Source organism: Pseudomonas lini (assembly GCF_001042905.1).
In the GTDB taxonomy this organism is placed as follows: Bacteria; Pseudomonadota; Gammaproteobacteria; order Pseudomonadales; family Pseudomonadaceae; genus Aquipseudomonas; species Aquipseudomonas lini.
On the sequence record NZ_JYLB01000002.1, the window covers coordinates 819,257 to 839,717 of the forward strand.

Annotated in this window: 21 protein-coding genes, 1 tRNA gene and 3 pseudogenes; 18 read left to right on the forward strand and 7 right to left on the reverse strand. The window is 57.6% G+C overall.

The genetic code is table 11. The features are described from left to right. Window positions 1–36 precede the first annotated feature (36 nt). From TU81_RS30695 to TU81_RS30250, 4 genes and pseudogenes are all read left to right on the forward strand, one after another. A pseudogene (locus tag TU81_RS30695) lies at window positions 37–147 on the forward strand (hypothetical protein); the annotation flags it as partial. A 12-nt stretch (window positions 148–159) separates the two neighbouring features. Then, entirely contained in the window at window positions 160–705 is a 546-nt protein-coding gene (locus TU81_RS08250; protein ID WP_048394412.1) for a 1,2-dihydroxy-3-keto-5-methylthiopentene dioxygenase, read from the forward strand. A 4-nt stretch (window positions 706–709) separates the two neighbouring features. Continuing rightward, window positions 710–781, forward strand: a pseudogene (locus tag TU81_RS30245) (acireductone synthase); the annotation flags it as partial. After that, window positions 772–877: pseudogene (locus TU81_RS30250) on the forward strand (acireductone synthase); the annotation flags it as partial. The pseudogenes TU81_RS30245 and TU81_RS30250, both read left to right, overlap by 10 nt. A gap of 201 nt (window positions 878–1,078) precedes the next feature. Here TU81_RS30250 and TU81_RS08255 read toward each other — a convergent pair. Continuing rightward, a complete protein-coding gene (locus TU81_RS08255) occupies window positions 1,079–1,357 on the reverse strand; it encodes a DUF3509 domain-containing protein (protein WP_038979780.1) in 279 nt (92 codons plus the stop codon). A 351-nt stretch (window positions 1,358–1,708) separates the two neighbouring features. Between TU81_RS08255 and TU81_RS08260 the strand changes: the two genes are divergently transcribed. From TU81_RS08260 to TU81_RS08300, 9 genes are all read left to right on the forward strand, one after another. Beyond that, on the forward strand, window positions 1,709–3,547 hold the full coding sequence (locus tag TU81_RS08260) for a long-chain-acyl-CoA synthetase (RefSeq protein ID WP_038979781.1): 1,839 nt from the start codon (window positions 1,709–1,711) through the stop codon (window positions 3,545–3,547). Window positions 3,548–3,644: 97 nt separating this feature from the next. Further along, the gene (locus TU81_RS08265) at window positions 3,645–4,163 is read left to right on the forward strand and encodes an ankyrin repeat domain-containing protein (protein ID WP_038979782.1); all 519 of its coding nucleotides are present in this window, start codon (window positions 3,645–3,647) and stop codon (window positions 4,161–4,163) included. Window positions 4,164–4,382: 219 nt separating this feature from the next. After that, window positions 4,383–4,913, forward strand: coding sequence for a hypothetical protein (locus tag TU81_RS08270; protein WP_038979784.1), 531 nt, complete (start codon window positions 4,383–4,385; stop codon window positions 4,911–4,913). An 83-nt stretch (window positions 4,914–4,996) separates the two neighbouring features. Continuing rightward, window positions 4,997–5,188: a PLDc N-terminal domain-containing protein gene (locus TU81_RS08275; RefSeq protein ID WP_038979785.1), complete on the forward strand. Its 192-nt coding sequence runs from the start codon at window positions 4,997–4,999 to the stop codon at window positions 5,186–5,188. A 411-nt stretch (window positions 5,189–5,599) separates the two neighbouring features. Then, complete coding sequence (locus tag TU81_RS08280; protein WP_038979787.1) at window positions 5,600–5,833, forward strand: hypothetical protein; 234 nt, start codon at window positions 5,600–5,602, stop codon at window positions 5,831–5,833. Window positions 5,834–6,048: 215 nt separating this feature from the next. Continuing rightward, window positions 6,049–6,390, forward strand: coding sequence for a ribonuclease E inhibitor RraB (locus TU81_RS08285; protein ID WP_007902188.1), 342 nt, complete (start codon window positions 6,049–6,051; stop codon window positions 6,388–6,390). 499 nt (window positions 6,391–6,889) lie between these two features. After that, window positions 6,890–8,299, forward strand: coding sequence for a circularly permuted type 2 ATP-grasp protein (locus tag TU81_RS08290; RefSeq protein WP_038979788.1), 1,410 nt, complete (start codon window positions 6,890–6,892; stop codon window positions 8,297–8,299). A gap of 12 nt (window positions 8,300–8,311) precedes the next feature. Then, window positions 8,312–9,262, forward strand: a complete 951-nt coding sequence (locus tag TU81_RS08295) for an alpha-E domain-containing protein (RefSeq protein ID WP_010456611.1) — start codon at window positions 8,312–8,314, stop codon at window positions 9,260–9,262. Further along, window positions 9,259–10,068, forward strand: a complete 810-nt coding sequence (locus TU81_RS08300; protein ID WP_048394414.1) for a transglutaminase family protein — start codon at window positions 9,259–9,261, stop codon at window positions 10,066–10,068. Before TU81_RS08295 ends, TU81_RS08300 begins: the two co-directional genes overlap by 4 nt. Window positions 10,069–10,193: 125 nt before the next feature. On the opposite strand, the gene TU81_RS08305 is transcribed toward TU81_RS08300, so the two are convergent. Beyond that, window positions 10,194–11,015 (reverse strand): c-type cytochrome, encoded by an 822-nt coding sequence (locus tag TU81_RS08305; protein WP_048394416.1) that lies wholly within the window; start codon window positions 11,013–11,015, stop codon window positions 10,194–10,196. Between the two features lie 659 nt (window positions 11,016–11,674). Here TU81_RS08305 and TU81_RS08310 point away from each other — a divergent pair. The 3 genes from TU81_RS08310 (at window position 11,675) to TU81_RS08320 (ending at window position 15,884) form a co-directional block, all read left to right on the forward strand. Further along, a complete protein-coding gene (locus tag TU81_RS08310) occupies window positions 11,675–12,880 on the forward strand; it encodes an acetyl-CoA C-acetyltransferase (protein ID WP_038979792.1) in 1,206 nt (401 codons plus the stop codon). 23 nt (window positions 12,881–12,903) lie between these two features. Beyond that, a complete protein-coding gene (locus tag TU81_RS08315; protein ID WP_048394417.1) occupies window positions 12,904–15,048 on the forward strand; it encodes a 3-hydroxyacyl-CoA dehydrogenase NAD-binding domain-containing protein in 2,145 nt (714 codons plus the stop codon). Window positions 15,049–15,143: 95 nt separating this feature from the next. Beyond that, window positions 15,144–15,884: an amidotransferase gene (locus TU81_RS08320; protein WP_048394420.1), complete on the forward strand. Its 741-nt coding sequence runs from the start codon at window positions 15,144–15,146 to the stop codon at window positions 15,882–15,884. Window positions 15,885–15,976: 92 nt separating this feature from the next. On the opposite strand, the gene TU81_RS08325 is transcribed toward TU81_RS08320, so the two are convergent. The 3 genes from TU81_RS08325 to TU81_RS08335 all read right to left on the reverse strand — a co-directional run bounded on the left by TU81_RS08325 (window position 15,977) and on the right by TU81_RS08335 (window position 18,724). Continuing rightward, window positions 15,977–16,948: a magnesium and cobalt transport protein CorA gene (locus TU81_RS08325; RefSeq protein ID WP_038979795.1), complete on the reverse strand. Its 972-nt coding sequence runs from the start codon at window positions 16,946–16,948 to the stop codon at window positions 15,977–15,979. Window positions 16,949–17,097: 149 nt separating this feature from the next. Then, entirely contained in the window at window positions 17,098–17,820 is a 723-nt protein-coding gene (locus TU81_RS08330) for a lysophospholipid acyltransferase family protein (protein ID WP_008073003.1), read from the reverse strand. Window positions 17,821–18,034: 214 nt separating this feature from the next. Next, window positions 18,035–18,724 carry a crotonase/enoyl-CoA hydratase family protein gene (locus tag TU81_RS08335; RefSeq protein ID WP_030131619.1) on the reverse strand — a complete coding sequence of 230 codons (690 nt, stop codon included), beginning with the start codon at window positions 18,722–18,724 and terminating at the stop codon, window positions 18,035–18,037. Window positions 18,725–19,032: 308 nt separating this feature from the next. Here TU81_RS08335 and TU81_RS08345 point away from each other — a divergent pair. Together TU81_RS08345 and TU81_RS08350 are read left to right on the forward strand one after the other, a co-directional pair. Beyond that, window positions 19,033–19,122 (forward strand) — tRNA-Ser (locus TU81_RS08345). 294 nt (window positions 19,123–19,416) lie between these two features. Further along, window positions 19,417–19,614 (forward strand): hypothetical protein, encoded by a 198-nt coding sequence (locus tag TU81_RS08350; protein ID WP_048394422.1) that lies wholly within the window; start codon window positions 19,417–19,419, stop codon window positions 19,612–19,614. A gap of 93 nt (window positions 19,615–19,707) precedes the next feature. On the opposite strand, the gene TU81_RS08355 is transcribed toward TU81_RS08350, so the two are convergent. Together TU81_RS08355 and TU81_RS08360 are read right to left on the reverse strand one after the other, a co-directional pair. Continuing rightward, window positions 19,708–20,010, reverse strand: a complete 303-nt coding sequence (locus tag TU81_RS08355) for an XRE family transcriptional regulator (RefSeq protein WP_038979871.1) — start codon at window positions 20,008–20,010, stop codon at window positions 19,708–19,710. A 10-nt stretch (window positions 20,011–20,020) separates the two neighbouring features. Further along, window positions 20,021–20,362, reverse strand: coding sequence for a type II toxin-antitoxin system RelE/ParE family toxin (locus tag TU81_RS08360; protein WP_038980249.1), 342 nt, complete (start codon window positions 20,360–20,362; stop codon window positions 20,021–20,023). Window positions 20,363–20,461: the final 99 nt, after the last annotated feature.

Sequence of the window (20,461 nt, forward strand, 5' to 3'; positions counted from 1 at the left end):
CCAGGAAATTCATCGACACCGGACTTTTTTGTATGGTGGGGCGCGCGCATGAGCGACGCGCTGCGGCAGATCGAGGCCTTTGAATTTTTGTTCGAGTGCGAATTGAATATGCGCTCACTCTTGAACCATAAGAAGCTGAACCGTTAAGGAGTTGCCCCGATGAGCAGCCTGTCCGTTTACCACGTCAGCAGCCCCGACCTGCCGAACAAAGTATTGACCCACCTCGAAGACATTGCCACGACCCTGGCCGAGCAGGGCGTGCGCTTCGACCGTTGGCAAGCCACGGCGAAAATCCAGCCAGGCGCCAGCCAGGAAGAAGTAATCGCCGCCTACCAGGAGCAAATCGACAAGCTGATGACCGAGCGCGGTTATCTCACTGTCGACGTGATCAGCATGAACAGCGATCATCCGCAAAAAGCCGAGTTGCGCGCCAAGTTCCTCGATGAACACTGCCTTGCTGAAGATGAAGTACGATTTTTCGTCACCGGCCGTGGCTTGTTCAGCCTGCACATCGGCGATTACGTCTACGCCGTGCTCTGCGAGAAAAACGACCTGATCTCGGTGCCGGCCGGTACGCCGCATTGGTTTGACATGGGCGAGCATCCGCATTTCGTCGCCATCCGACTGTTCAACAACCCCGAAGGCTGGGTGGCCAGTTTCACCGGCGATGACATCGCCAGCCGCTTCCCGCGTCTCGAGGACTGAGTCGATGCCGATCAGAGCGATTCTCACCGACATCGAAGGCACCACCAGTGCGGTGAGTTTTGTGTTCGACGTGCTGTTATGGCAACTTGCGGACTGGCCCCGTGAGGGCGGGGAACTGGCAGGGCATGTGACCGTCGACAGCTTTGCGCGGATCAATCCTTCCGCCCTGTAAACCACCAGATAACCTGTAGGAGCTGAGCTTGCTCGCGAAGGCGGTGTATCAGGCGATATTAATGTTGACTGACACACCACTTTCGCGAGCAAGCTCTGCTCCTACAGGGTCTTGCGCAGTTTCAGAAACAATTCAGGCCGTGAAGCGAAAGCGCTCACGGCCTGTTTGTTTGTAGCGTGTTTATTTATACAACCGCAGGGTTTAAACCGAGTGATAGGTCGGCAAGGCGAACCGTTGCTGGCTTTGCAGCATGGAGATCTGCGGCAGTTCGCTGGCCTGTTCGGCGACGTCACGACGTATCGCGCTGATCACCCACGACAGCTGATCGCCGGCATGCAATTGCTGGTAGGAAATCGAACGTTTGAAGACTTTGCCGTCGGTACTGCGCAGGGTCAGCAGAATGCCGCCGTCAGGCCGTGGCTGGGTGGTCACTTCGAAGTTGGAGAATAGCGACGAAAACTTTTCCTGGATCAGGTTCATGTCTATCAGCTCCATGAGTGCTTGAAGGGCTACATGGAGAGGTAGTTGCAGTGATTGTGCCAGTGCCATTTTTTTTAAAAATACATATAAATCAATGGCTTATATTTTGATGGGTTTTTGGCTCTCGTGCAATCTGCACGAATGGCCATCGTGCATCCTGCATTTTGCGTGGTCGGTCGATTCGATTGAACCAATCACAACGCCAGGGTTCCGCTTTTCGATCTCTGGTCCGAACGCTGCAGTCGCGGATACAAAACATTTCAAAAACTGCGTGTACAGCTCAAGAACCGCTGACGTATTTTCGGCCTCAATCAACGCCACCCGACAATAAGAAGATCGAACGGGAGCATCATGAGCCGCACGCTGAACGACACGATCACCTGGGGCATGATGCTCCGCAAGCTGCCTTCCATTGCCAAAGCCATTCCCCGCGTGGTGAAGGGCATGAAAGCCGCCAACGTCAAGGACCCGACCCAACCGTGTGGTCTCGGCTGGAGCTTCGAGCAGGCGACATTACGCAACCCCGATGGCCCGGCCTTGCTGCAGGGTGAGGTGAGACTCACTTATGCACAGGTCAATCAGTGGGCCAATCGCATCGCCCATCACTTGATAGGCCAAGGCATCGGCAAGGGCGATGTGGTGGCGATCTTTATCGAAAACCGTCCGGAACTGCTGGTGACGATATTGGCGGTGGCCAAGGTCGGTGCGATTAGTGCGTTGCTCAATACCTCCCAGACCCGCGAAACCCTGGCCCATAGCCTGAACCTGGTGGCGCCGGTGGCGATCGTGGTCGGCGACGAGTTGGTTTCGGCCTTCAATGCGGTCCGCGAGCGGGTGTCTATCGATACGGCGCGCACCTGGTTTGTCGCCGATCAAGACACTTATCGCCATCCGGGCAATTCGCCCGATGGCTTCATCAACCTGATGACGGCCAGCGCCGAAGCGTGCAGCGATAACCCCGTCAGCAGCCAGCAGGTTTTTCTCGACGATCCTTGTTTCTACATTTACACCTCGGGCACCACCGGGTTGCCCAAGGCTGGGGTGTTCAAACACGGCCGCTGGATGCGCAGCTCCGCCAGCTTCGGGCTGATTGCTCTGGATATGCAGCCGCAGGACATCGTCTATTGCACCTTGCCGCTGTACCACGCCACCGGGCTCTGCGTGTGCTGGGGTTCGGCAATCAGCGGGGCGTCGGGGTTTGCCATCCGCCGCAAGTTCAGCGCCAGCCAGTTCTGGAGTGACGTGCGCAAATACCGGGCGACCACCCTCGGTTACGTCGGCGAATTGTGCCGCTACCTGGTGGATCAACCGCGTAGCGCCGATGACAGTCGGCACAACGTGACGAAGATGATCGGCAATGGTCTGCGCCCCGGCGCGTGGCGCGAGTTCAAAACGCGTTTTGCCGTTGACCATATCTGCGAGCTGTACGCCGCCAGCGACGGCAATATCGGCTTCACCAATATCCTCAACTTCGACAACACCATCGGTTTTTCCCTGATGTCCTGGGAACTGGTGGCGTACGACCACGACAGCGGCGCACCCACGCGAGATGCCAAGGGTTTCATGCGTAAAGTGGCCAAGGGCGAGCAGGGTTTGCTGCTGGCGAGGATCGACGATAAGGCGCCGCTGGACGGCTACACCGATCCGCAGAAGACCGCAAAAGTCGTGCTCCACGACGTGTTCAAGAAGGGCGACCGTTACTTCAATACTGGTGACTTGCTGCGCAACATCGGTTTTGGCCACGCGCAGTTTGTCGATCGCTTGGGCGACACCTACCGTTGGAAAGGCGAAAACGTCTCGACCACCGAGGTCGAGAATATCCTCCTGCAACACCCGCAGATCGCCGAAGCCGTGGCCTATGGCGTGGAAATCCACAACACCAACGGACGTGCCGGGATGGCGGCAATCACGCCGGCTGAATCCCTGGCGACCCTGGATTTCAGCGAGTTGCTGGCTTTCGCCAAGCAGCAAATGCCTGCCTATGCGGTGCCACTTTTCCTACGGGTGAAAGTGAAAATGGAAACCACCGGGACCTTCAAATACCAGAAGACCCGACTCAAGGACGAAGCCTTCGACCCGAACAAAACCGGCGATGACCCGATCTACGCCTGGTTGCCGGGTACCCAGACTTATGTGCAAGTCACCGAGGAGGTGCTGGCGGATATTTGCGGCGGCAGGTACCGCTATTGAATGTGGCTATAGCCATCCATGAGAAAAAAGAAGTGACAGGTTCCGGAGCGCTCGGGAAACTATCGGCTTTTCCGATTGACCGAATGTGGAGTCCCCAATGTCAGACAAAAGCCGCCAGATGACGCCCGAAGAGGCTGCTGAATTTGCCGAACAGGTGTTCAACAAAGCGCGCGAGGGCGATGCAGCCATGATGGCTGCGCTGCTGACCAAGGGCTTGCCGCCGAACCTGCGCAACCACAAGGGCGATACCTTGCTGATGCTCGCGGCGTACCACGGCCATGTCGAGACGGTAAAAGTCCTGCTCGAGCACAAGGCCGATCCTGAAATCCGCAATGACAACGGCCAAAGCCCGATTGCCGGCGCGGCATTCAAAGGTGATCTGGCGGTGGTCAAGGCGTTGGTGGAAGGTGGCGCGCAAGTGGAAGGTTCGTCCTTCGACGGTCGCACTGCGCTGATGATGGCGGCGATGTTCAACCGCGTTGAAATCGTCGACTACCTGATCAGCAAAGGCGCCGATCCGAAAGCCAAGGATGCCAACGGTGTGTCCGCGCTGGACGCGGCCAAAACCATGGGCGCGGTGGATACCACCGCACAGCTGCAGAAGCTGGTTGGCTGATTCCCTCTGTGGCAGCGGGGGCTTTTGTGGCGAGGGGGCTTGCCCCCGTTGGGGCGCGAAGCGGCCCCCATTTGGCGACCGAGTTCTTTGGTTTTACGACTGCTACGCAGCCGAACGGGGGCAAGCCCCCTCGCCACAGGTCATGCCTGGTCCCGCAATCCGTTTCCGAATGCGTTATCCTTCGCGCCCTCAAATCTCCCTCGCTACAGGATCCACTTCATGAAAGCCGCACTCGTCGAACTCATCAGCAAAATCAGCTCCGGGTGCATGAGCGATGACGAAATTCTGAAAGTCGCAGACGAAGCGGCTCAGGCCTACGCCGATCCCGAGGCTTTTCTGGCGGCCAATCCGGACATCAACTACGACGAAACCTTCCCGATCCCGTTGGGTGAGTGGGTAGTCGTCGGCAGCCTGCCGGAAACCGTGCTGTTCCAGGCTGACACCTACATGGACCTGTTTGCGCAGATCGTCGCTTCGTTCGGCCCCGGCGTCGATTTCAACATCAAACCCAAGCAACTGGCCAAGACCGAAGCCCTGACGGCGCTCAATCGCATTCAGGTGCAGATGAGCAGCATGAACAAGGAAAACGGCGGGTACACGCTGATGAACTTCAGCCAGTTGCTCGACGACGAACTGCAAGTGGTGCTGGTCTACGGTAACGACGTACCACGGGTACTGGAATTGTGCGCCGAAGTCGGCATCGTCGCCGCGCCATCGCTGGAAGCCCTGAAAGTGGCGATCCACGTCTGAAGCTGTCTAGAACGGTAATAAAACGGAACCCTCGCAAGGCCCGACTATCCTAAGAGTGCATATCACTCTTCGGGAGCGTCACCATGGGTTCCACGTTCAACAGCCTGGTTGGCCTGATTATTCTTGCCCTGGATATCTGGGCCATCATCAACGTGCTTAAAAGTGGCGCCGAGACCGGGATGAAAATCATCTGGGTGCTATTGATCCTCCTGCTGCCGGTTTTGGGCCTGATCATCTGGGCCATCGCCGGGCCGCGAGGCGATGTGCGGATCTGACAGACTGACACTTTTCCCCTGTAGGAACGCCGGACCCTGTGGGAGCGGGCTTGCTCGCGAATGCAGACTGTCCGTCGACATCAATGTTGAATGATAAGCCGCTTTCGCGAGCAAGCCCGCTCCCACATTGGTGCCTTCGCCTTGCCGCAATACGTACTGCAAGCGGTGAACAAACCCAGCAACGACTAAAATGAATACATAACCCTGTAGGAGCGAAGCTTGCTCGCGAACGCGGTGCATCAGCCAATACACCTATCAACTGATACACCGCCTTCGCGAGCAAGCTTCGCTCCTACACAGGTTTCTGTGTTTTTTTTCATGCCAGCACGCGGTAATCCGTTTGAACGATCACTCAGGGTAAAAGTCCAGATAGAAGTAAGCCCATCCATGGGTTTTATCGAGGAGGCACCGATGCAAAAGTGGAAAATCACTTTCGTGGATGATCACGGTGAAACAGTGGACGAACTCTTCGAGTGCGAGGAATGCCCGAATAGCGAGCAAGCCGCCAAACTCATTCGCGCCCGGTGCCTGCCGGTCGCTGCCGAACTGGATCTCAATGATCTGGAGGGTCGTACCGATGATCCGACCGTCAAAAGCCTGAAATCCCAGAACAGCATTGAAATCATCAGTATTACCCCGATCTGATACACCTCTTGTCACATTCACAACCAGACCTTGGCAGCAGCTCTGTCTTGGGGCTACTCTGCAAGCGAGATCAGCGAATGACTCGCTAAGGTCTGGTCTTGTCAGCTACATGCTTGTTTCCCGTCGGCAACCTCTGTTGCCGTATCGCTCTCACCAATCGGTTGAAAGTGCAGGGAATACGGAAAGTCTATCCATCAGTCTGAGGGGGACGTTTCATGAGCACAGCCTATCAAGAAGACATCAGCAGCAGCGTGCTGCGCCGCATGAAAGAAGGCGGTTTCGACTTTTCACGATTCCATCCCATCGAGTTCTACGCCATTTTTCCGGACGAGGAGCGGGCACGCAGGGCGGCAGGTCATTTCTGTGGTGAATCCTTGAATGCCCAGATCAGCGTGCGCGACGACGGCGCGTGGCATCTGGAACTGAGCAAAGTGATGTACGCCACCTATGACGGGATCGGCGACTTTGAGCAGGACTTCGAGGCGGTGGTCGAGCCTCTGGGCGGTATCATCGAAGGATGGGGCGTCAAGCAGGAGGTACGAGGGCTACTCGCATAAGCTTATGAACAGTGACAACACTCAGCAACGGCTGACCTTTGGGTTGGCCGTTTTCGTTTTTGCTATATGGAAAGCAAGATCAAAAGATCGCAGCCTCGTTTCACTCGACAGCTCCTACATTGGAATGCGTTCTCCTGTAGGAGCTGTCGAGTGAAACGAGGCTGCGATCTCTTGATCGTGTTTTTGATTCATAACGTTTCAAAAACGCAAAAAAAAGCCACCTGAACAAGCGGCTAAAAGGGAAGAACGATAAGTTTTCCAGCGAATGCCCGGATTATCCCCATCGCCTCCCGGGCAGTGAAATCAACTCTGACTATGCTGCAGATAGGCGACAGCATTGCTTCGCCATGAAGCGGGGGCGATCAGGTTGGGGCATTTACCGCACAGGATTGGTGCGGTGCGTGCAGCGCCATTATCCAACTGATTGATATCAAAGCGTTTATGCCGATGGCACGGGCCTTGCGAAGGTCTGGATGTCCGGAGTGACAAGGAGTACGGCATGATCCGCACCTATTTTGATGAGATGTACGACGCCGGCGGCCAGGTCCGCCCGCATTATCGGGAGTTTGCCCGTTGGCTGGCCGAAACGCCTGACGAGCTTTTGGCACAACGGCGACGCGAGGCCGATCTGTTATTTCATCGTGCCGGGATTACATTCACGCTCTATGGTGATGAGCAGGGGACAGAACGCCTGATTCCCTTCGACACCATTCCCCGCAGTATCCCCGCCAGTGAATGGCGGATCGTCGAGCGCGGCTGCATTCAGCGGGTCAAGGCATTGAACATGTTCCTTGCCGACCTCTATCACGAGCAGCGCATCATCAAGGCCGGCATCATCCCGGCCGAGCAAGTATTGGCCAACGAGCAATACCAGTTGGCGATGCAAGGGCTGGATCTGCATCGCGATATCTATTCGCACATTTCCGGCGTCGACCTTGTGCGCGATGGCGACGGCACGTACTACGTGCTCGAAGACAATCTTCGTACACCCAGCGGCGTGAGCTACATGCTCGAAGACCGCAAGATGATGATGCGATTGTTCCCCGAGTTGTTCGCTGCCCAGCGCATTGCACCGATCGACCACTATCCGAACCTGTTGCTCGACACCCTGAAAAGCTCCAGCCCGATCGACAACCCGAGCGTGGTAGTGCTGACGCCGGGGCGCTTCAACAGCGCGTTTTTCGAGCATGCATTTCTGGCCCGGGAAATGGGCGTTGAACTGGTGGAGGGCGCGGACCTGTTCGTGCGCGATGACAAGGTGTTCATGCGCACCACGGACGGGCCGAAAGCCGTCGATGTGATCTACCGGCGCCTCGACGATGCCTTCCTCGATCCGTTGGCGTTCAACCCGGATTCGATGCTTGGTGTTCCAGGTCTGCTGTCGTCCTACCGCTCTGGCAATGTGGTGCTGGCGAATGCCATCGGCACCGGGGTCGCGGACGACAAATCGGTGTATCCCTTCGTCACGGACATGATTCGTTTCTACCTGGATGAAGAGCCGATCCTGAAGAACGTGCCTACATGGCAGTGTCGTAATCCCTCGGAACTGTCCCACGTGCTGGCCAATCTTCCAGAGCTGGTAGTCAAGGAAACCCAGGGCTCCGGCGGTTACGGAATGCTGGTGGGGCCGGCGGCGACGGCGGCGGAAATCGAATCTTTCCGTGAGCGGATCAAAGCCAAGCCCCACGCGTACATCGCCCAGCCGACGTTGTCTTTATCGACCTGTCCGACCTTTGTCGAAAACGGCATCGCTCCACGCCATATCGACCTGCGTCCGTTTGTATTGTCTGGCCGCGAAACCCGGGTTGTGCCCGGCGGTTTGACCCGTGTTGCCCTGCGCGAAGGCTCCCTGGTGGTGAATTCATCCCAGGGCGGCGGAACCAAGGACACCTGGGTGGTCGAGGATTGAAGGAAGCCTGCCATGTTAAGTAGAACTGCCTCGGATCTGTATTGGATGTCGCGTTACCTGGAGCGGGCCGAAAACCTCGCACGGATGCTCGACATCAGTTATTCGCTGTCACTGATGCCTCAGGACGGTCGTGGCGACGGCTTGCACGAACTCGCCATGCCGTTGCTGATCACCGGCACTCTGGACGATTACCTGGAGCGTCACGGCGATCTGCATGCCGAACGGCTGCTGCATTTTTTCGCCTTGGATGCGGCCAACCCGGCGAGCATCTACAGCTGCCTCGGTGCCGCGCGAGCCAGTGCCCACGCGGTGCGTGGGCGAATCACCGCCGACATGTGGGAAAACATCAACGCTACCTGGCTGGAAATTCGCGGGATCGCCGAACAGGGCTTGAGTCGCTACGGCATGAGCCGTTTCTGTGAGTGGATCAAGGAACGTTCCCACCTGTTTCGCGGTGCGTCCTACGGCACCATCATGCGTAACGACGCGTTCCGTTTCATTCGTCTGGGCACTTTTATCGAAAGGGCTGACAACACCTTGCGCCTGCTCGATGCCCGTTACGAAATGGCCGGCGATCAGGCCGAAGCGGTCAGCGACGGCACGGCTCACGCCTATTACCAGTGGAGCGCCTTGCTGCGGGCCCTGTCATCGTTCGAGGCCTATACCGAGATCTATCGCGACGCCCCTGGCGCCCGGCATGTGGCCGAGTTGTTGCTGCTGCGCGCCGACGTGCCACGATCCCTGCGCGCCTGCACCGAAGAAATCGACCAGATCCTCGCTCAATTGCCGGGGGCCAACGGCCGTCCTGCCCAGCGATTGGCGGCAGAAATGGACGCACGCCTGCGCTACACCGGTATCAACGAAATTCTCGACGAAGGCCTGCACGCCTGGCTGACCGAGTTCATCCCGCTGGTGCGCCAGTTGGGCAACGCCATACACAGTTCCTACCTGGAGGCTGCATGAGACTTTCCATTAGCCACGAGACCACCTATCACTACGAAGATCAGGTGCGGGCGAGCATCCAGTACCTGCGACTGACCCCTCACGACAGCGAGCGCCAACACGTGCTCAGCTGGCAGCTCGACCTGCCACGTCCGGTGCGCGCGCAACTCGATCCGTTCGGCAACATTCTGCATGTGCTGACCCTGGACGAACCTCACGAAGCGATCATCATCGGCGCCCGAGGGCAGGTGGACATCGACGAACTGCGCGAAGCCGAGCATGAAAGCCAGTCGGCGCTGCCGTTCCTGCGCTTCACGCGCCTGACCGAAGCCGACGAAGCGCTGCGCGCGTTTGCCGAGAAAGCGTGCAAGCAGCGCCGGGATCGTACGGCGCTAATCGATTTGATGCATGGCCTGAACCAGCACATGACCTACACGCCGGGTTCTACCGAAGTAGACACCAGCGCCGCTCAGGCCTTTGCCGGGCGTTCCGGGGTCTGCCAGGACCACACCCATGCGTTTCTCGCCTGCGCCCGCAGCCTGGGCATTCCCTCGCGTTATGTGTCGGGGTATTTGTACAGCGAGAACAGCGAACACCTGGCCAGTCACGCCTGGGCTGAAGCCTGGCTGGATGACGCCTGGTATAGCTTCGACGTAACCAACGAACTGGCCCGCCCGGAGCGTCACCTGAAACTGGCCGTGGGCCTGGATTACCTCGACGCCTGCCCGGTGCGCGGCATGCGCCGTGGTGGTGGGTGCGAGCAGATGCATGCGAAGGTGTTTGTCTCACCGACGCCGGCGCCGGTGATCTCAGTGCAACAGCAGTAACCTACCACCGATCGTTCCCACGCTCTGCGTGGGAATGCCTCCACGGACGCTCCGCGTTCGGCTTTGGATGTGACGCAGAGCGTCACGGGCTGCATTCCCACGCAGAGCGTGGGAACGATCACTGACTATGGCTTCACCTTCCGCCCCGCCATATGCTTCAAATACCCCACCAACAACTCCAGATCCCCCTCCGGCAACACTGTCGTCGCGAACGCCGGCATCTTCGCCTGCGGCCACTGGCGCAAGCTCTGCGGATCACGAATGTAGCGCTTGAGGAAATCCGCGCCGAAGTACTCGGTCGGGCTGAATGGAATATTCAGGTCCGGCCCGAACTGCGCATCCCCCGCGCCATTGAGTCGATGACAGGCCAGGCAGTTCTTCTGAAACAGCGCAAAGCCCTTGTTCACCGGATTGTCCGCCTTAAGCGCAGGATCGGGCAGCAGGGCAGGGAAGCGCTCGGCCACTGGGGCCATGCGCTTGATGCTCGCTACTTCGAACGGCCATTGCTCGGGGCTGATATTGCCCGCTTGTGGATCAGTCCAGACCAGATAAAACGGCCCCGCACTGTGCTTGCCCTCTGACAACGGTGGCCATGGCTTGGCCGGGTCTTCAATTGCCAACCAGGCCCGCGCCCCTTGGGTATCGAGCAACGGCGCGGCGGCCAGTTCTGCGGCAAAACCGTCCAGGGCAACGGCTTGCAGATGATCGTCAGGCTTGATGCCCGTCAACAACGCCGCCAACGGCACGGCGCGATAGCTCATGTCCCGTTTGTAGGAAACGTCGTTAGTGATCGTGATGGTCTGAACCTGAGGATGCTTGAGCAATTGCTCGGTCTGCCAGGTGCGAGAACTCGCGCCCAGCTCCAGATTCAGCTGTGCGGCAGACAGAGGCATGCTGAGCAGCAAGGCCCCAAATAGAGTGAGCGCTTTCAAGTGATCGCCGTCCATGTCGTGGAAGTGCCGCAAAGGTTGGCACAGCCACGCTGACCCGGGTAGCGAGCCAATCACATTTTTATCAGGCGAAATGAAAACCCTGATGCCCGATCAGCCAATCACCTTGGTCAGGTTCGGCAAAATCAACAACAGTGTAGTGGCGAAAAGAATGAGCCCGGCTTGACGAACTTTCGAATGCTTGAACATGGCTTGACCGCCTTTTTTGTTATTTCCTGATGCCTGCCTGCCTATCTCCATGACGGCAGAGCGCTGCACTTCCTTGTAGGACGAGTGTCTCGGCAAAACCCGACGACAGCTTCGTACAGGTTTACCTTAGGGCCCGCGTCACGATTGGCTTAGATCCATTTCGTATGTGCTGAGCACTCATCGCTTTTAAAAAGGTATGAGGCTTATGGCCAGCTTCTTGGGCGCCCGTTTGCTAGACAGCTTGGTGACTTGAATCGGTTTATCCGATAGCAGACTACCGTTCGTCTGAGCGTGACCGTCAACGCCAATGAGCACTGTGGTCATTGAATCCATGGCTGTGGGGCATAAGGTGAGTGCATAAAGATCAAGATCAAAAGATCGCAGCCTTCGGCAGCTCCTACGCGCCTGTGGGCGCTGCCGAAGGCTGCGGTTTTTGATCTTCATTCACCATCAGGTTCGAGGACGTCATGACCCAAGCTTTGATATTCGACGCGTTACGCACGCCCCGTGGTAAAGGCAAGGCCAATGGCGCCTTGCACAGCGTCAAGCCAGTGAATCTGGTGGCCGGGCTGCTGACGGCGCTGCAGCAGCGCACGTCCCTGGACACCAGTCAGGTCGATGATGTGGTGCTCGGCTGCGTCACGCCCATCGGCGATCAGGGTTCTGACATCGCCAAGACTGCCACGCAGGTGGCCGATTGGGACGTCAGCGTGGCTGGCATGCAGCTCAATCGCTTTTGCGCGTCGGGGCTGGAAGCGGTGAACCTCGGTGCGATGAAAGTGCGTTCCGGTTTCGAAGACCTGGTGGTGGTCGGTGGCGTCGAATCGATGTCCCGCGTGCCCATGGGCAGCGATGGCGGCGCGTGGGCGCTGGACCCGGAAACCAATTTGCACAACCACTTCACGCCCCAGGGCGTGGGTGCCGACCTGATCGCCACGATCGAAGGCTTCAGCCGTCAGGACGTCGATGCCTTCGCGTTGCACTCCCAACAGAAGGCGGCGCGGGCGCGGGCGAACGGTTCGTTCAACAAGTCGCTGGTGCCGGTGCAGGACCAGAACGGCATCATCCTGCTCGATCACGATGAGTTCATTCGCGCTGAATCGACGATGGACGGCTTGGGCAAGCTCAAGCCAAGTTTCGAAATGATCGGGCAAATGGGCTTCGACGCCACGGCATTGCGGGTTTACAGCCAGATCGAGCGGATCAACCACGTGCACACGCCGGGCAACAGTTCCGGGATTGTCGACGGCGCGGCGCTGATGCTGATCGGCTCCGAAGCGAAAGGCCGGGCGCTGGGCTTGCAGCCACGGGCGCGAATCGTCGCCACGGCGGTTACCAGCACCGACCCGACCATCATGCTCACCGGCCCGGCGCCGGCCACTCGCAAGGCGCTGGCCAAGGCCGGGCTGCGGGTCGAAGACATCGACCTGTTCGAAGTCAATGAAGCGTTCGCCTCGGTGGTGCTCAAGTTCATCAAGGACATGGCCATCGACCCCGACAAGGTCAACGTCAACGGCGGCTCCATCGCCATGGGCCATCCGCTCGGCGCCACCGGCTGCGCAATTCTCGGCACGCTGCTCGATGAACTGGAAGCCCGGCGCCTGCGCTATGGCCTGGCGACATTGTGTGTCGGCGGCGGCATGGGCATTGCCACCATCATCGAACGCCTCTGAGCCCCGATTTCAAGGAAATAGCCATGACCGAAGCCATCCGTTACGAAAAAGGTCAGGACCAGATCGTCGTCCTGACCATCGACATGCCGGGCCAGAGTGCCAACACCATGAACGCGGTCTACCGCGACGCCATGGCCAGCTGCGTCGCCCGACTGGTCGCCGACAAGGACGCCATTGCCGGCGTGATCATCACCTCGGCCAAGAAGACCTTCTTCGCCGGCGGCGACCTCAATGAACTGATCAAGGTTGGTAAACCCGAAGCCAAAGCCTTTTACGACATGGTGCTGACACTCAAGGGCCAACTGCGCACCCTGGAAACCCTTGGCAAACCGGTGGTCGCCGCCATTAACGGCGCGGCGCTCGGTGGCGGTTGGGAAATCTGTCTGGCATGTCATCACCGTGTGGCGCTGGACAATCCATCGGTGCTGCTGGGCCTGCCGGAAGTCACTCTTGGCCTGTTGCCGGGCGGCGGCGGGGTGGTGCGCATGGTCCGCATGCTGGGCATCGAAAAAGCTCTGCCGTATCTGCTTGAAGGCAAGAAAATCCGGCCGCAACAGGCGTTACAGGCGCGATTGATTGACGAGTTGGCTGCCGATCGCGATGAACTGATGACCAAGGCGCGGGCGTGGATTGTCGCTCACCCGGTCGCTGTGCAGCGCTGGGACGTGAAGGGTTATCAGATCCCTGGCGGCACGCCGTCGGATCCGAAGCTCGCGCCGATGCTTGCTATCACGCCATCGATTCTGCGCAGCAAAACCCAGGGCTGTCTGCCCGCGCCGGAGAAAATCCTCTGCGCTGCGGTGGAAGGCGCCCAGGTGGATTTCGACACGGCGCACCTGATCGAAACCCGCTACTTCACCGAGCTGACCACCGGCCAAGTGTCGAAAAACCTCATTGGCACGTTCTGGTTTCAGCTCAATGAGATCAATGCCGGCGGCTCGCGACCCCAAGGCATAGCGCCTTGCGTGACGAAGAAAGTCGGCGTGCTCGGCGCCGGGATGATGGGCGCGGGCATCGCGTTTGTCAGCGCATCGGCTGGCATCGACGTGGTGCTCAAAGACATCAACCTCGCCGCGGCAGAGAAGGGCAAGGCTCACTCGGCGGCGTTGCTGGACAAGAAAGTTGCGCGTGGTCAGTTAACCCGGGAGCAGCGTGAAGAGATTTTGGCGCGAATCCATGCCACCGAAAACGATGCGGACCTGGCGGGTTGCGATCTGATTATTGAAGCGGTGTTTGAGGATCGCGAACTGAAGGCCAAGGTCTCATCGGCCGCGCAAGCAGTCGTCGGCCCGGACGCGGTCATCGCCTCCAACACCTCGACCTTGCCGATCAGTGGCCTGGCCACCGCCGTGCCGGACCAGACGAAATTCATCGGCCTGCATTTCTTCAGTCCCGTCGAGAAAATGCCACTGGTGGAAATCATCAAGGGCGTCCGTACCAGCGACGAAACCCTGGCGCGCGGTTTCGATTTCGTCCTGCAAATCAAGAAGACACCGATCGTGGTCAACGACAGTCGCGGCTTCTTTACCTCGCGGGTGTTCGGCACCTTCACCAACGAAGGCATTGCCATGCTCGGCGAAGGCGTGAGTGCTCCCATGATCGAGACCGAAGCGCGCAAGGCCGGCATGCCCGTCGGGCCTCTGGCGATCTCCGACGAAGTTTCCCTCAGCCTGATGAGCCATATCCGCGAGCAAACCGCCAAAGACCTGCGAGCAGAAGGGAAAACCCTGATTGAGCACCCGGCGTTCGCCGTGATTGACTTGCTGCTCAAGGAATACAAGCGTCCGGGCAAGGCCGCTGGAGGTGGTTTCTACGATTACCCGGCGACAGGGCAGAAGCATTTGTGGCCCGAGCTGAAAACCCATTTCGAGAAAGCCGATGGGCAGATTTCGCCGAAGGACATACGCGATCGACTGCTGTTCGTGCAAGCCATCGAAACCGTGCGCTGTATGGAGGAGGGCGTGCTGACCTCGACGGCGGACGCCAACGTTGGCTCGATCTTCGGCATCGGCTTCGCGGCCTGGACCGGCGGTGCGCTGCAATTCATCAACCAGTACGGCGTGAAAGACTTCGTCGCCCGCGCCCAGTACCTGGCCGAGCAGTACGGCGAACGCTTCACACCGCCTGCGCTGCTGTTGGAGAAGGCGGCCAAAAACGCGCTGTTCTAAGGGACCGATGACGCGCTCCAGGGCTTGCCTTGCCACTGTGTTTCAAGGCAGGCTCTGGGGTGTGCATTATTCCCTTCATGTGTCAGGTATTTTTTATGTCGTTACGCATCTGCATTCTGGAAACCGACATCCTGCGTCCGGAACTGGTCGATCAATATCAGGGTTACGGGCAGATGTTCCAGCGTCTGTTTTCGCAGCAGCCCATCGCTGCCGAGTTCACCGTGTACAACGTGATGCAAGGCGATTATCCCAGCGATGACCTGACCTTTGATGCGTATCTGGTCACCGGCAGCAAGGCCGATTCCTTCGGCACCGACCCGTGGATTCAAACTCTCAAGACGTATCTGCTGAAACGCTACGAACGCGGCGACAAACTGCTGGGCGTGTGCTTCGGCCATCAATTGCTGGCGCTGCTATTGGGCGGCAAAAGCGAGCGGGCGACCCAGGGTTGGGGTGTCGGCACCCACAACTACAAACTCGCGGCCAAGGCGCCATGGATGAGCCCGCTGAGGGAGGAGCTGACGCTACTGATCAGCCACCAGGATCAGGTCACCGCGCTACCGGAAAACGCTACGGTCATCGCCTCGAGCGATTTCTGCCCGTTCGCCGCGTACCACATCAACGATCAAGTGCTGTGCTTCCAGGGGCATCCGGAGTTCATCCACGATTACTCACGCGCATTGTTGGATATTCGTCAGGAAGCGCTGGGTGAGCAGATTTATTCGAAAGGTATGGCGAGTCTTGAACACGAGCATCACGGCACTACCGTCGCAGAGTGGATGATGCGGTTTGTGGCGCATAAGCCTGAGGGTGAGGCTGAGTCGGTTAAGCCTTAAAAGCTTCGCGGGCCAGCCTCGCTCCTACAGGATTTCGGTGTACTTGTAGGAGCGAGGCTAGCCCGCGAATTTCGCAGACGCCTCGGTCTTGACTACAACCACCCCGACCGCTTGAAACTCGCCCACAAACCAACGCACCCAACGGCAATAAACCCCAACACCCCGAAATACCCGTAATGCCAAGTCAATTCCGGCATGTTCTCGAAATTCATCCCGTAAACTCCGGCCACCGCCGTCGGAAACGCCAGAATCGCCGCCCATGCCGCAAATTTGCGCTGCACCACACTCTGGCGTGACGCCTCCAGCAACACTCCGATCTCGATGGTCTGGCTGGCGATGTCTGCCAGGGTCGTCAGGTCTTCCATCTGTCGCCTGACGTGAATCTGCACATCGCGGAAGTACGGGCGCATGTTCTTGTCGATAAATGGAAAGGTCAGGTTCTGCAATTCCTCACTGATCTCCACCATCGGCGCCGCAAACCGGCGCAAGCGCAATACATCACGGCGCAGACTGTGGAGTTTCTGAATGTCGCGCTCATTCAGGGAGCTGCACATTACGCTGCTCTCCAGCTCATCGATCTCGGCATGGATCGCTTCGCCCATCGGCTGGTAGTTCTCAATCACGAAGTCGAGGATGGCATAGAGTACGAAATCTTCCCCATGCTCCAACAACAATGGCCGCGCCTCACAACGTTGTCGGACGTACGCGTAGGACGCCGAATGACCATTGCGCGCGGTAATGACGTACCCTTTGCCGGCAAAGATATGCGTCTCGATGAACTGCAGTTTGCCTTCATTGCGGATAGGCGAATATGTGACGATAAACAGTGCGTCGCCGAATGTTTCCAGCTTCGGTCGGCTGTGTTTTTCCAAGGCGTCTTCGATGGCCAGTTCATGCAGGTTGAACTGACGTTGCAGGTTGAACAGCTCTTCGGCGTTCGGCTCTTCCAAACCAATCCACACAAAGTGGCCAGGCTTCGCAGCCCAGGCAGCGCCTTCGTCGAGGGTGATATTGGTGACTTTCTTACCGGCGCTGTAAACCGCAGCAGCAACGACTCTACCCATGATGGTGATTCACTTCTTATTAGCCGCTTTCTATTGGTAAAGACTGGCGGTGCCAGGCAGGATTCAGCTTAACCTTGTCTGCTGCTTGAGAGTCAGCAAAATCGTTAGAGTTCGCAGGCAAAAGAAAACCCGCACAGGGCGGGTTTCATTCAGGCGGCTTGCAGTTGCCGATCCATCGAGTCGATACACTCGCGCATCTGCTCGCGGCACTGGGCGATTAGCATGGGCATGTCATCCAGACTCAATCCAGCCGTAGGAATCGCCGGCAGCGAACGGATCAGAATCTTCCCACTGCGCCAGCGGTTCAATCGCATGTGTTTGACGTAACTGCTGACACACACCGGCACGATGGGCACGCCCGCGGCAATCGCCATCTGGAACGCGCCTTTCTTGAATGGCAGCAGCTCTTCGCCGAGGTTGCGTGTGCCTTCCGGGAAGACCCAGATCGAGGTGTCTTCATGCTGCAAGGTGCGAGTAGTGGTCAGCATCGACTGGCGTGCCTTGTGCGCATTGCCGCGGTCAATCAACACATTGCCGGCCAGCCAGAACAACTGCCCGAACAGCGGCACCCATTTCAGGCTCTTCTTGCCGATGCACACGGTGCGGCGGGGCACCACGTTGCCGAACACAAACAGATCGTAGTTGGACTGGTGGTTGGCAATGATCACGCAACTGTCAGGCTTATCCATCAACGGCCCGACGTCAGCCTTCACCCGCAAACGCAAAATGCACATCGCCGGCCACGCATACAGACGTGCGCATAAACGGCTGTTGTCCGGATTAAACGGCCGGCATAGACCGAGGATCACTCCAAGCATACCGGCCAGAATAAAGTGCAAGCCCATCAATAACATACGAAACACAAACAGCATTTAAAGGGCCCACCGGAACAAAAGGTGGCGCAGTGTACGGATGTGCACTGTTTTCGGCAATTGCCGCTATAGAAGTGGGAGATGACCGATGTTTGAGCACATGTTTCCGACTTATGGGTCAGATGCGGCCTAGAGCGGTTGTAAGGTTTTGAACCAGACACGCAAGAAAAAGCCCGACACGACGGTCGGGCTTTTCGGTGCAACGCGTTCGGGCTTAACCCATATGCTCCTGATCCAGGATGATCGCGTTGTCCAGCGTCTCCAGCAGCGCCTTGCGCACTTTCAGCTTGGTGTTCTTGTGGGCGATCATGTTGAGCTTCTTCAACTGACGAGCTGCCGCCAGCGCCGCGCCTTGCAGCTCTTCGGCCGACACCACCACATCAAGGAAACCGGCATCCACAGCACTCTGCGGATTGAACATCTCGGCATTGATCACCGCACGATGAAACGCCGACTTGCGCAGACGATCACGCGCCAGCTCGATACCGGCATGGTGCATGGTCATACCGATCTGCACTTCGTTCAGGCCAATGCTGAACGGGCCATCGACACCAATGCGGTAGTCAGCCGACAACAGAATAAACGCACCCTTGGCCACCGCATGCCCAGGACACGCCACGACCACCGGGAACGGGTGCGACAGCAGGCGACGAGCCAGCGTCGAACCGGCAGCCACCAGTGCAGTGGCCTCTTTAGGGCCAGCCGTCATCACCTTCAAGTCGTAACCACCCGAAAAAATACCCGGCTGACTGGTAATGATCACCACCGCCCGATCCGCCACCGCCCGATCCAGCGCAGCGTTAAACGCGACAATCACATCCGGCGAGATGGCATTGACCTTGCCATTGCTCAAGGTCAGGGTCGCGATACCGTCTTCGAGATGGTAGGAAATCAACTCACTCATGACGCCAATCCTTCTAATAAAGTAGGGCAGACGTTACCCACCGCCGTAGGCCAGGTAAAGCGCCGTGACTGACTCGCCAGTCACCCTTTCTCGGCCCGCCAGGCGTAGTCAGCCATGTCCGCCGCGCATTGGCTTCTATATAGAAGGGAAGACGAAGCCGGAGATTGGCAGGTTTGCCATGCCCTTGAACGGCACGAAAGGGATAACGGCGTTAACCGCATGAAAATTCTGAAAAAAATGTTTGCCATCAGAAAAGCTTTCGACTACATTAGCGCGCCTCGACAGACAGAACATGTTTGAAGAGATACGGTGAAGTGTCCGAGTGGCTTAAGGAGCACGCCTGGAAAGTGTGTATACAAGAAATTGTATCGAGAGTTCGAATCTCTCCTTCACCGCCAAATTCGATGTAAGCAAAACCCCTGATTTCGAGAGAAGTCAGGGGTTTTGTGGTTTCTGGTGTCTGGATTTCATGCGTGGCGGTATCAGCGAAGGCGCTTTCTGAAACTGATGTAAGACGATTGATAGGCGGGTGGGAAGCATGCTGAAAAGCCAGATGGTTGGGGGCTTTCATCGGATTTGGCAGCTCACATAAGTCGCGCTGGGAGGGTATTGGTTTTACGCCTTCAGGGTGCAAAATGACTCAAAGGGCAGCACACAATAAGCGCCCCATTATCTGTAACGGCGCACACGTTATGCAGGAATTCACTATTAAACAGGCTGAGCTGAAAAAGGTTCACGTAGAAATCGTCAAGCTGATGGCTGAACAGCGCAAGCTGAACGCCGAAGCTGGCAAGATGACCTGTGAAGTTTTTTGGTATCCGGTGGGCGTTGCGACTGGCCTGATCGTGACGGTGGCAACTATTACCGCGGTGTTGATCAAACTTCTCTAATTCCTACAGGACTCGAGATTAGGGACTTGGTTTTCCATCCACGCCGAAACTGGCGTAATGCCAGACTTTGGGCATGCAGATAAGAAACTGGATTTATGCGTGAGATTCGTCGCTCTCAGGAATCAGACGAACCTCTACTCGCTGGCCGAGTGCGCGAGCAGCGCTGGCGAGCGTGGCCAATGTCATGCCTGAGTCATTTTGATCGAGTGCCCGATCCACTGCAGTGCGGCTTGTATGCATCCGCTCGGCAAGGGTTTTCTTGCTGACACGCTGCAGCTTCATAGCCTCAGCAATTTGCCAGGAAATGACGCGCTTGAGAGCTGCGGCAGAAACCTCTTCGGCAAGACCTTGCTCCGCAAGGAAGTCATCGAAGTCAGATCCGATATGCTTGTTCATCTTTTGTGCCTCATAGTCGTGCTTTGCGCTGTTTGGCGGTAGCCATGTCCGACGCGGGTGTTTTTTGGCTTTTTTTGATAAAGCCATGGAGTAGCACCATGTCGGATCCAACAACTGTAAAAATAATGCGTGCGATGGTGTCGCCAAGATCAATCCTGATTTCCCAGAGCCCGGCATCCAGCTTTCTTACCACCGGCATGCCGATGGGCCAACCAAGCTGAACGGTTTTGATGTCTGTACCGACCATCCTTCTATGGTCGCGGGGAAGATCAGCAAGCCAGTCACGCACCGGTTCATTTTCAGCGTCCGTGCGAAAGAAACGGACATTGAGCACAGGTGCAAGATCAGTCATAAATATAGTGTACCTAAATAGGTGCATGAGGCAAATTTGCCGCTAAGCGTTCGATCCGCAAAGAGGTATGCGATCAGTAGATGGTTTTAGATAAGAAAG

Coding starts and splice junctions, on each gene's coding strand:
- TU81_RS08335 (WP_030131619.1), bottom strand. CDS start 18,724: ATGAGTGAGTTGATTTCCTACCATCTCGAAGACGGTATCGCGACCCTG.
- TU81_RS08300 (WP_048394414.1), top strand. CDS start 9,259: ATGAGACTTTCCATTAGCCACGAGACCACCTATCACTACGAAGATCAG.
- TU81_RS08255 (WP_038979780.1), bottom strand. CDS start 1,357: ATGAACCTGATCCAGGAAAAGTTTTCGTCGCTATTCTCCAACTTCGAA.
- TU81_RS08310 (WP_038979792.1), top strand. CDS start 11,675: ATGACCCAAGCTTTGATATTCGACGCGTTACGCACGCCCCGTGGTAAA.
- TU81_RS08360 (WP_038980249.1), bottom strand. CDS start 20,362: ATGACTGATCTTGCACCTGTGCTCAATGTCCGTTTCTTTCGCACGGAC.
- TU81_RS08355 (WP_038979871.1), bottom strand. CDS start 20,010: ATGAACAAGCATATCGGATCTGACTTCGATGACTTCCTTGCGGAGCAA.
- TU81_RS08285 (WP_007902188.1), top strand. CDS start 6,049: ATGAGCACAGCCTATCAAGAAGACATCAGCAGCAGCGTGCTGCGCCGC.
- TU81_RS08320 (WP_048394420.1), top strand. CDS start 15,144: ATGTCGTTACGCATCTGCATTCTGGAAACCGACATCCTGCGTCCGGAA.
- TU81_RS08325 (WP_038979795.1), bottom strand. CDS start 16,948: ATGGGTAGAGTCGTTGCTGCTGCGGTTTACAGCGCCGGTAAGAAAGTC.
- TU81_RS08250 (WP_048394412.1), top strand. CDS start 160: ATGAGCAGCCTGTCCGTTTACCACGTCAGCAGCCCCGACCTGCCGAAC.
- TU81_RS08295 (WP_010456611.1), top strand. CDS start 8,312: ATGTTAAGTAGAACTGCCTCGGATCTGTATTGGATGTCGCGTTACCTG.
- TU81_RS08260 (WP_038979781.1), top strand. CDS start 1,709: ATGAGCCGCACGCTGAACGACACGATCACCTGGGGCATGATGCTCCGC.
- TU81_RS08350 (WP_048394422.1), top strand. CDS start 19,417: ATGCAGGAATTCACTATTAAACAGGCTGAGCTGAAAAAGGTTCACGTA.
- TU81_RS08315 (WP_048394417.1), top strand. CDS start 12,904: ATGACCGAAGCCATCCGTTACGAAAAAGGTCAGGACCAGATCGTCGTC.
- TU81_RS08275 (WP_038979785.1), top strand. CDS start 4,997: ATGGGTTCCACGTTCAACAGCCTGGTTGGCCTGATTATTCTTGCCCTG.
- TU81_RS08270 (WP_038979784.1), top strand. CDS start 4,383: ATGAAAGCCGCACTCGTCGAACTCATCAGCAAAATCAGCTCCGGGTGC.
- TU81_RS08330 (WP_008073003.1), bottom strand. CDS start 17,820: ATGCTGTTTGTGTTTCGTATGTTATTGATGGGCTTGCACTTTATTCTG.
- TU81_RS08290 (WP_038979788.1), top strand. CDS start 6,890: ATGATCCGCACCTATTTTGATGAGATGTACGACGCCGGCGGCCAGGTC.
- TU81_RS08265 (WP_038979782.1), top strand. CDS start 3,645: ATGTCAGACAAAAGCCGCCAGATGACGCCCGAAGAGGCTGCTGAATTT.
- TU81_RS08280 (WP_038979787.1), top strand. CDS start 5,600: ATGCAAAAGTGGAAAATCACTTTCGTGGATGATCACGGTGAAACAGTG.
- TU81_RS08305 (WP_048394416.1), bottom strand. CDS start 11,015: ATGGACGGCGATCACTTGAAAGCGCTCACTCTATTTGGGGCCTTGCTG.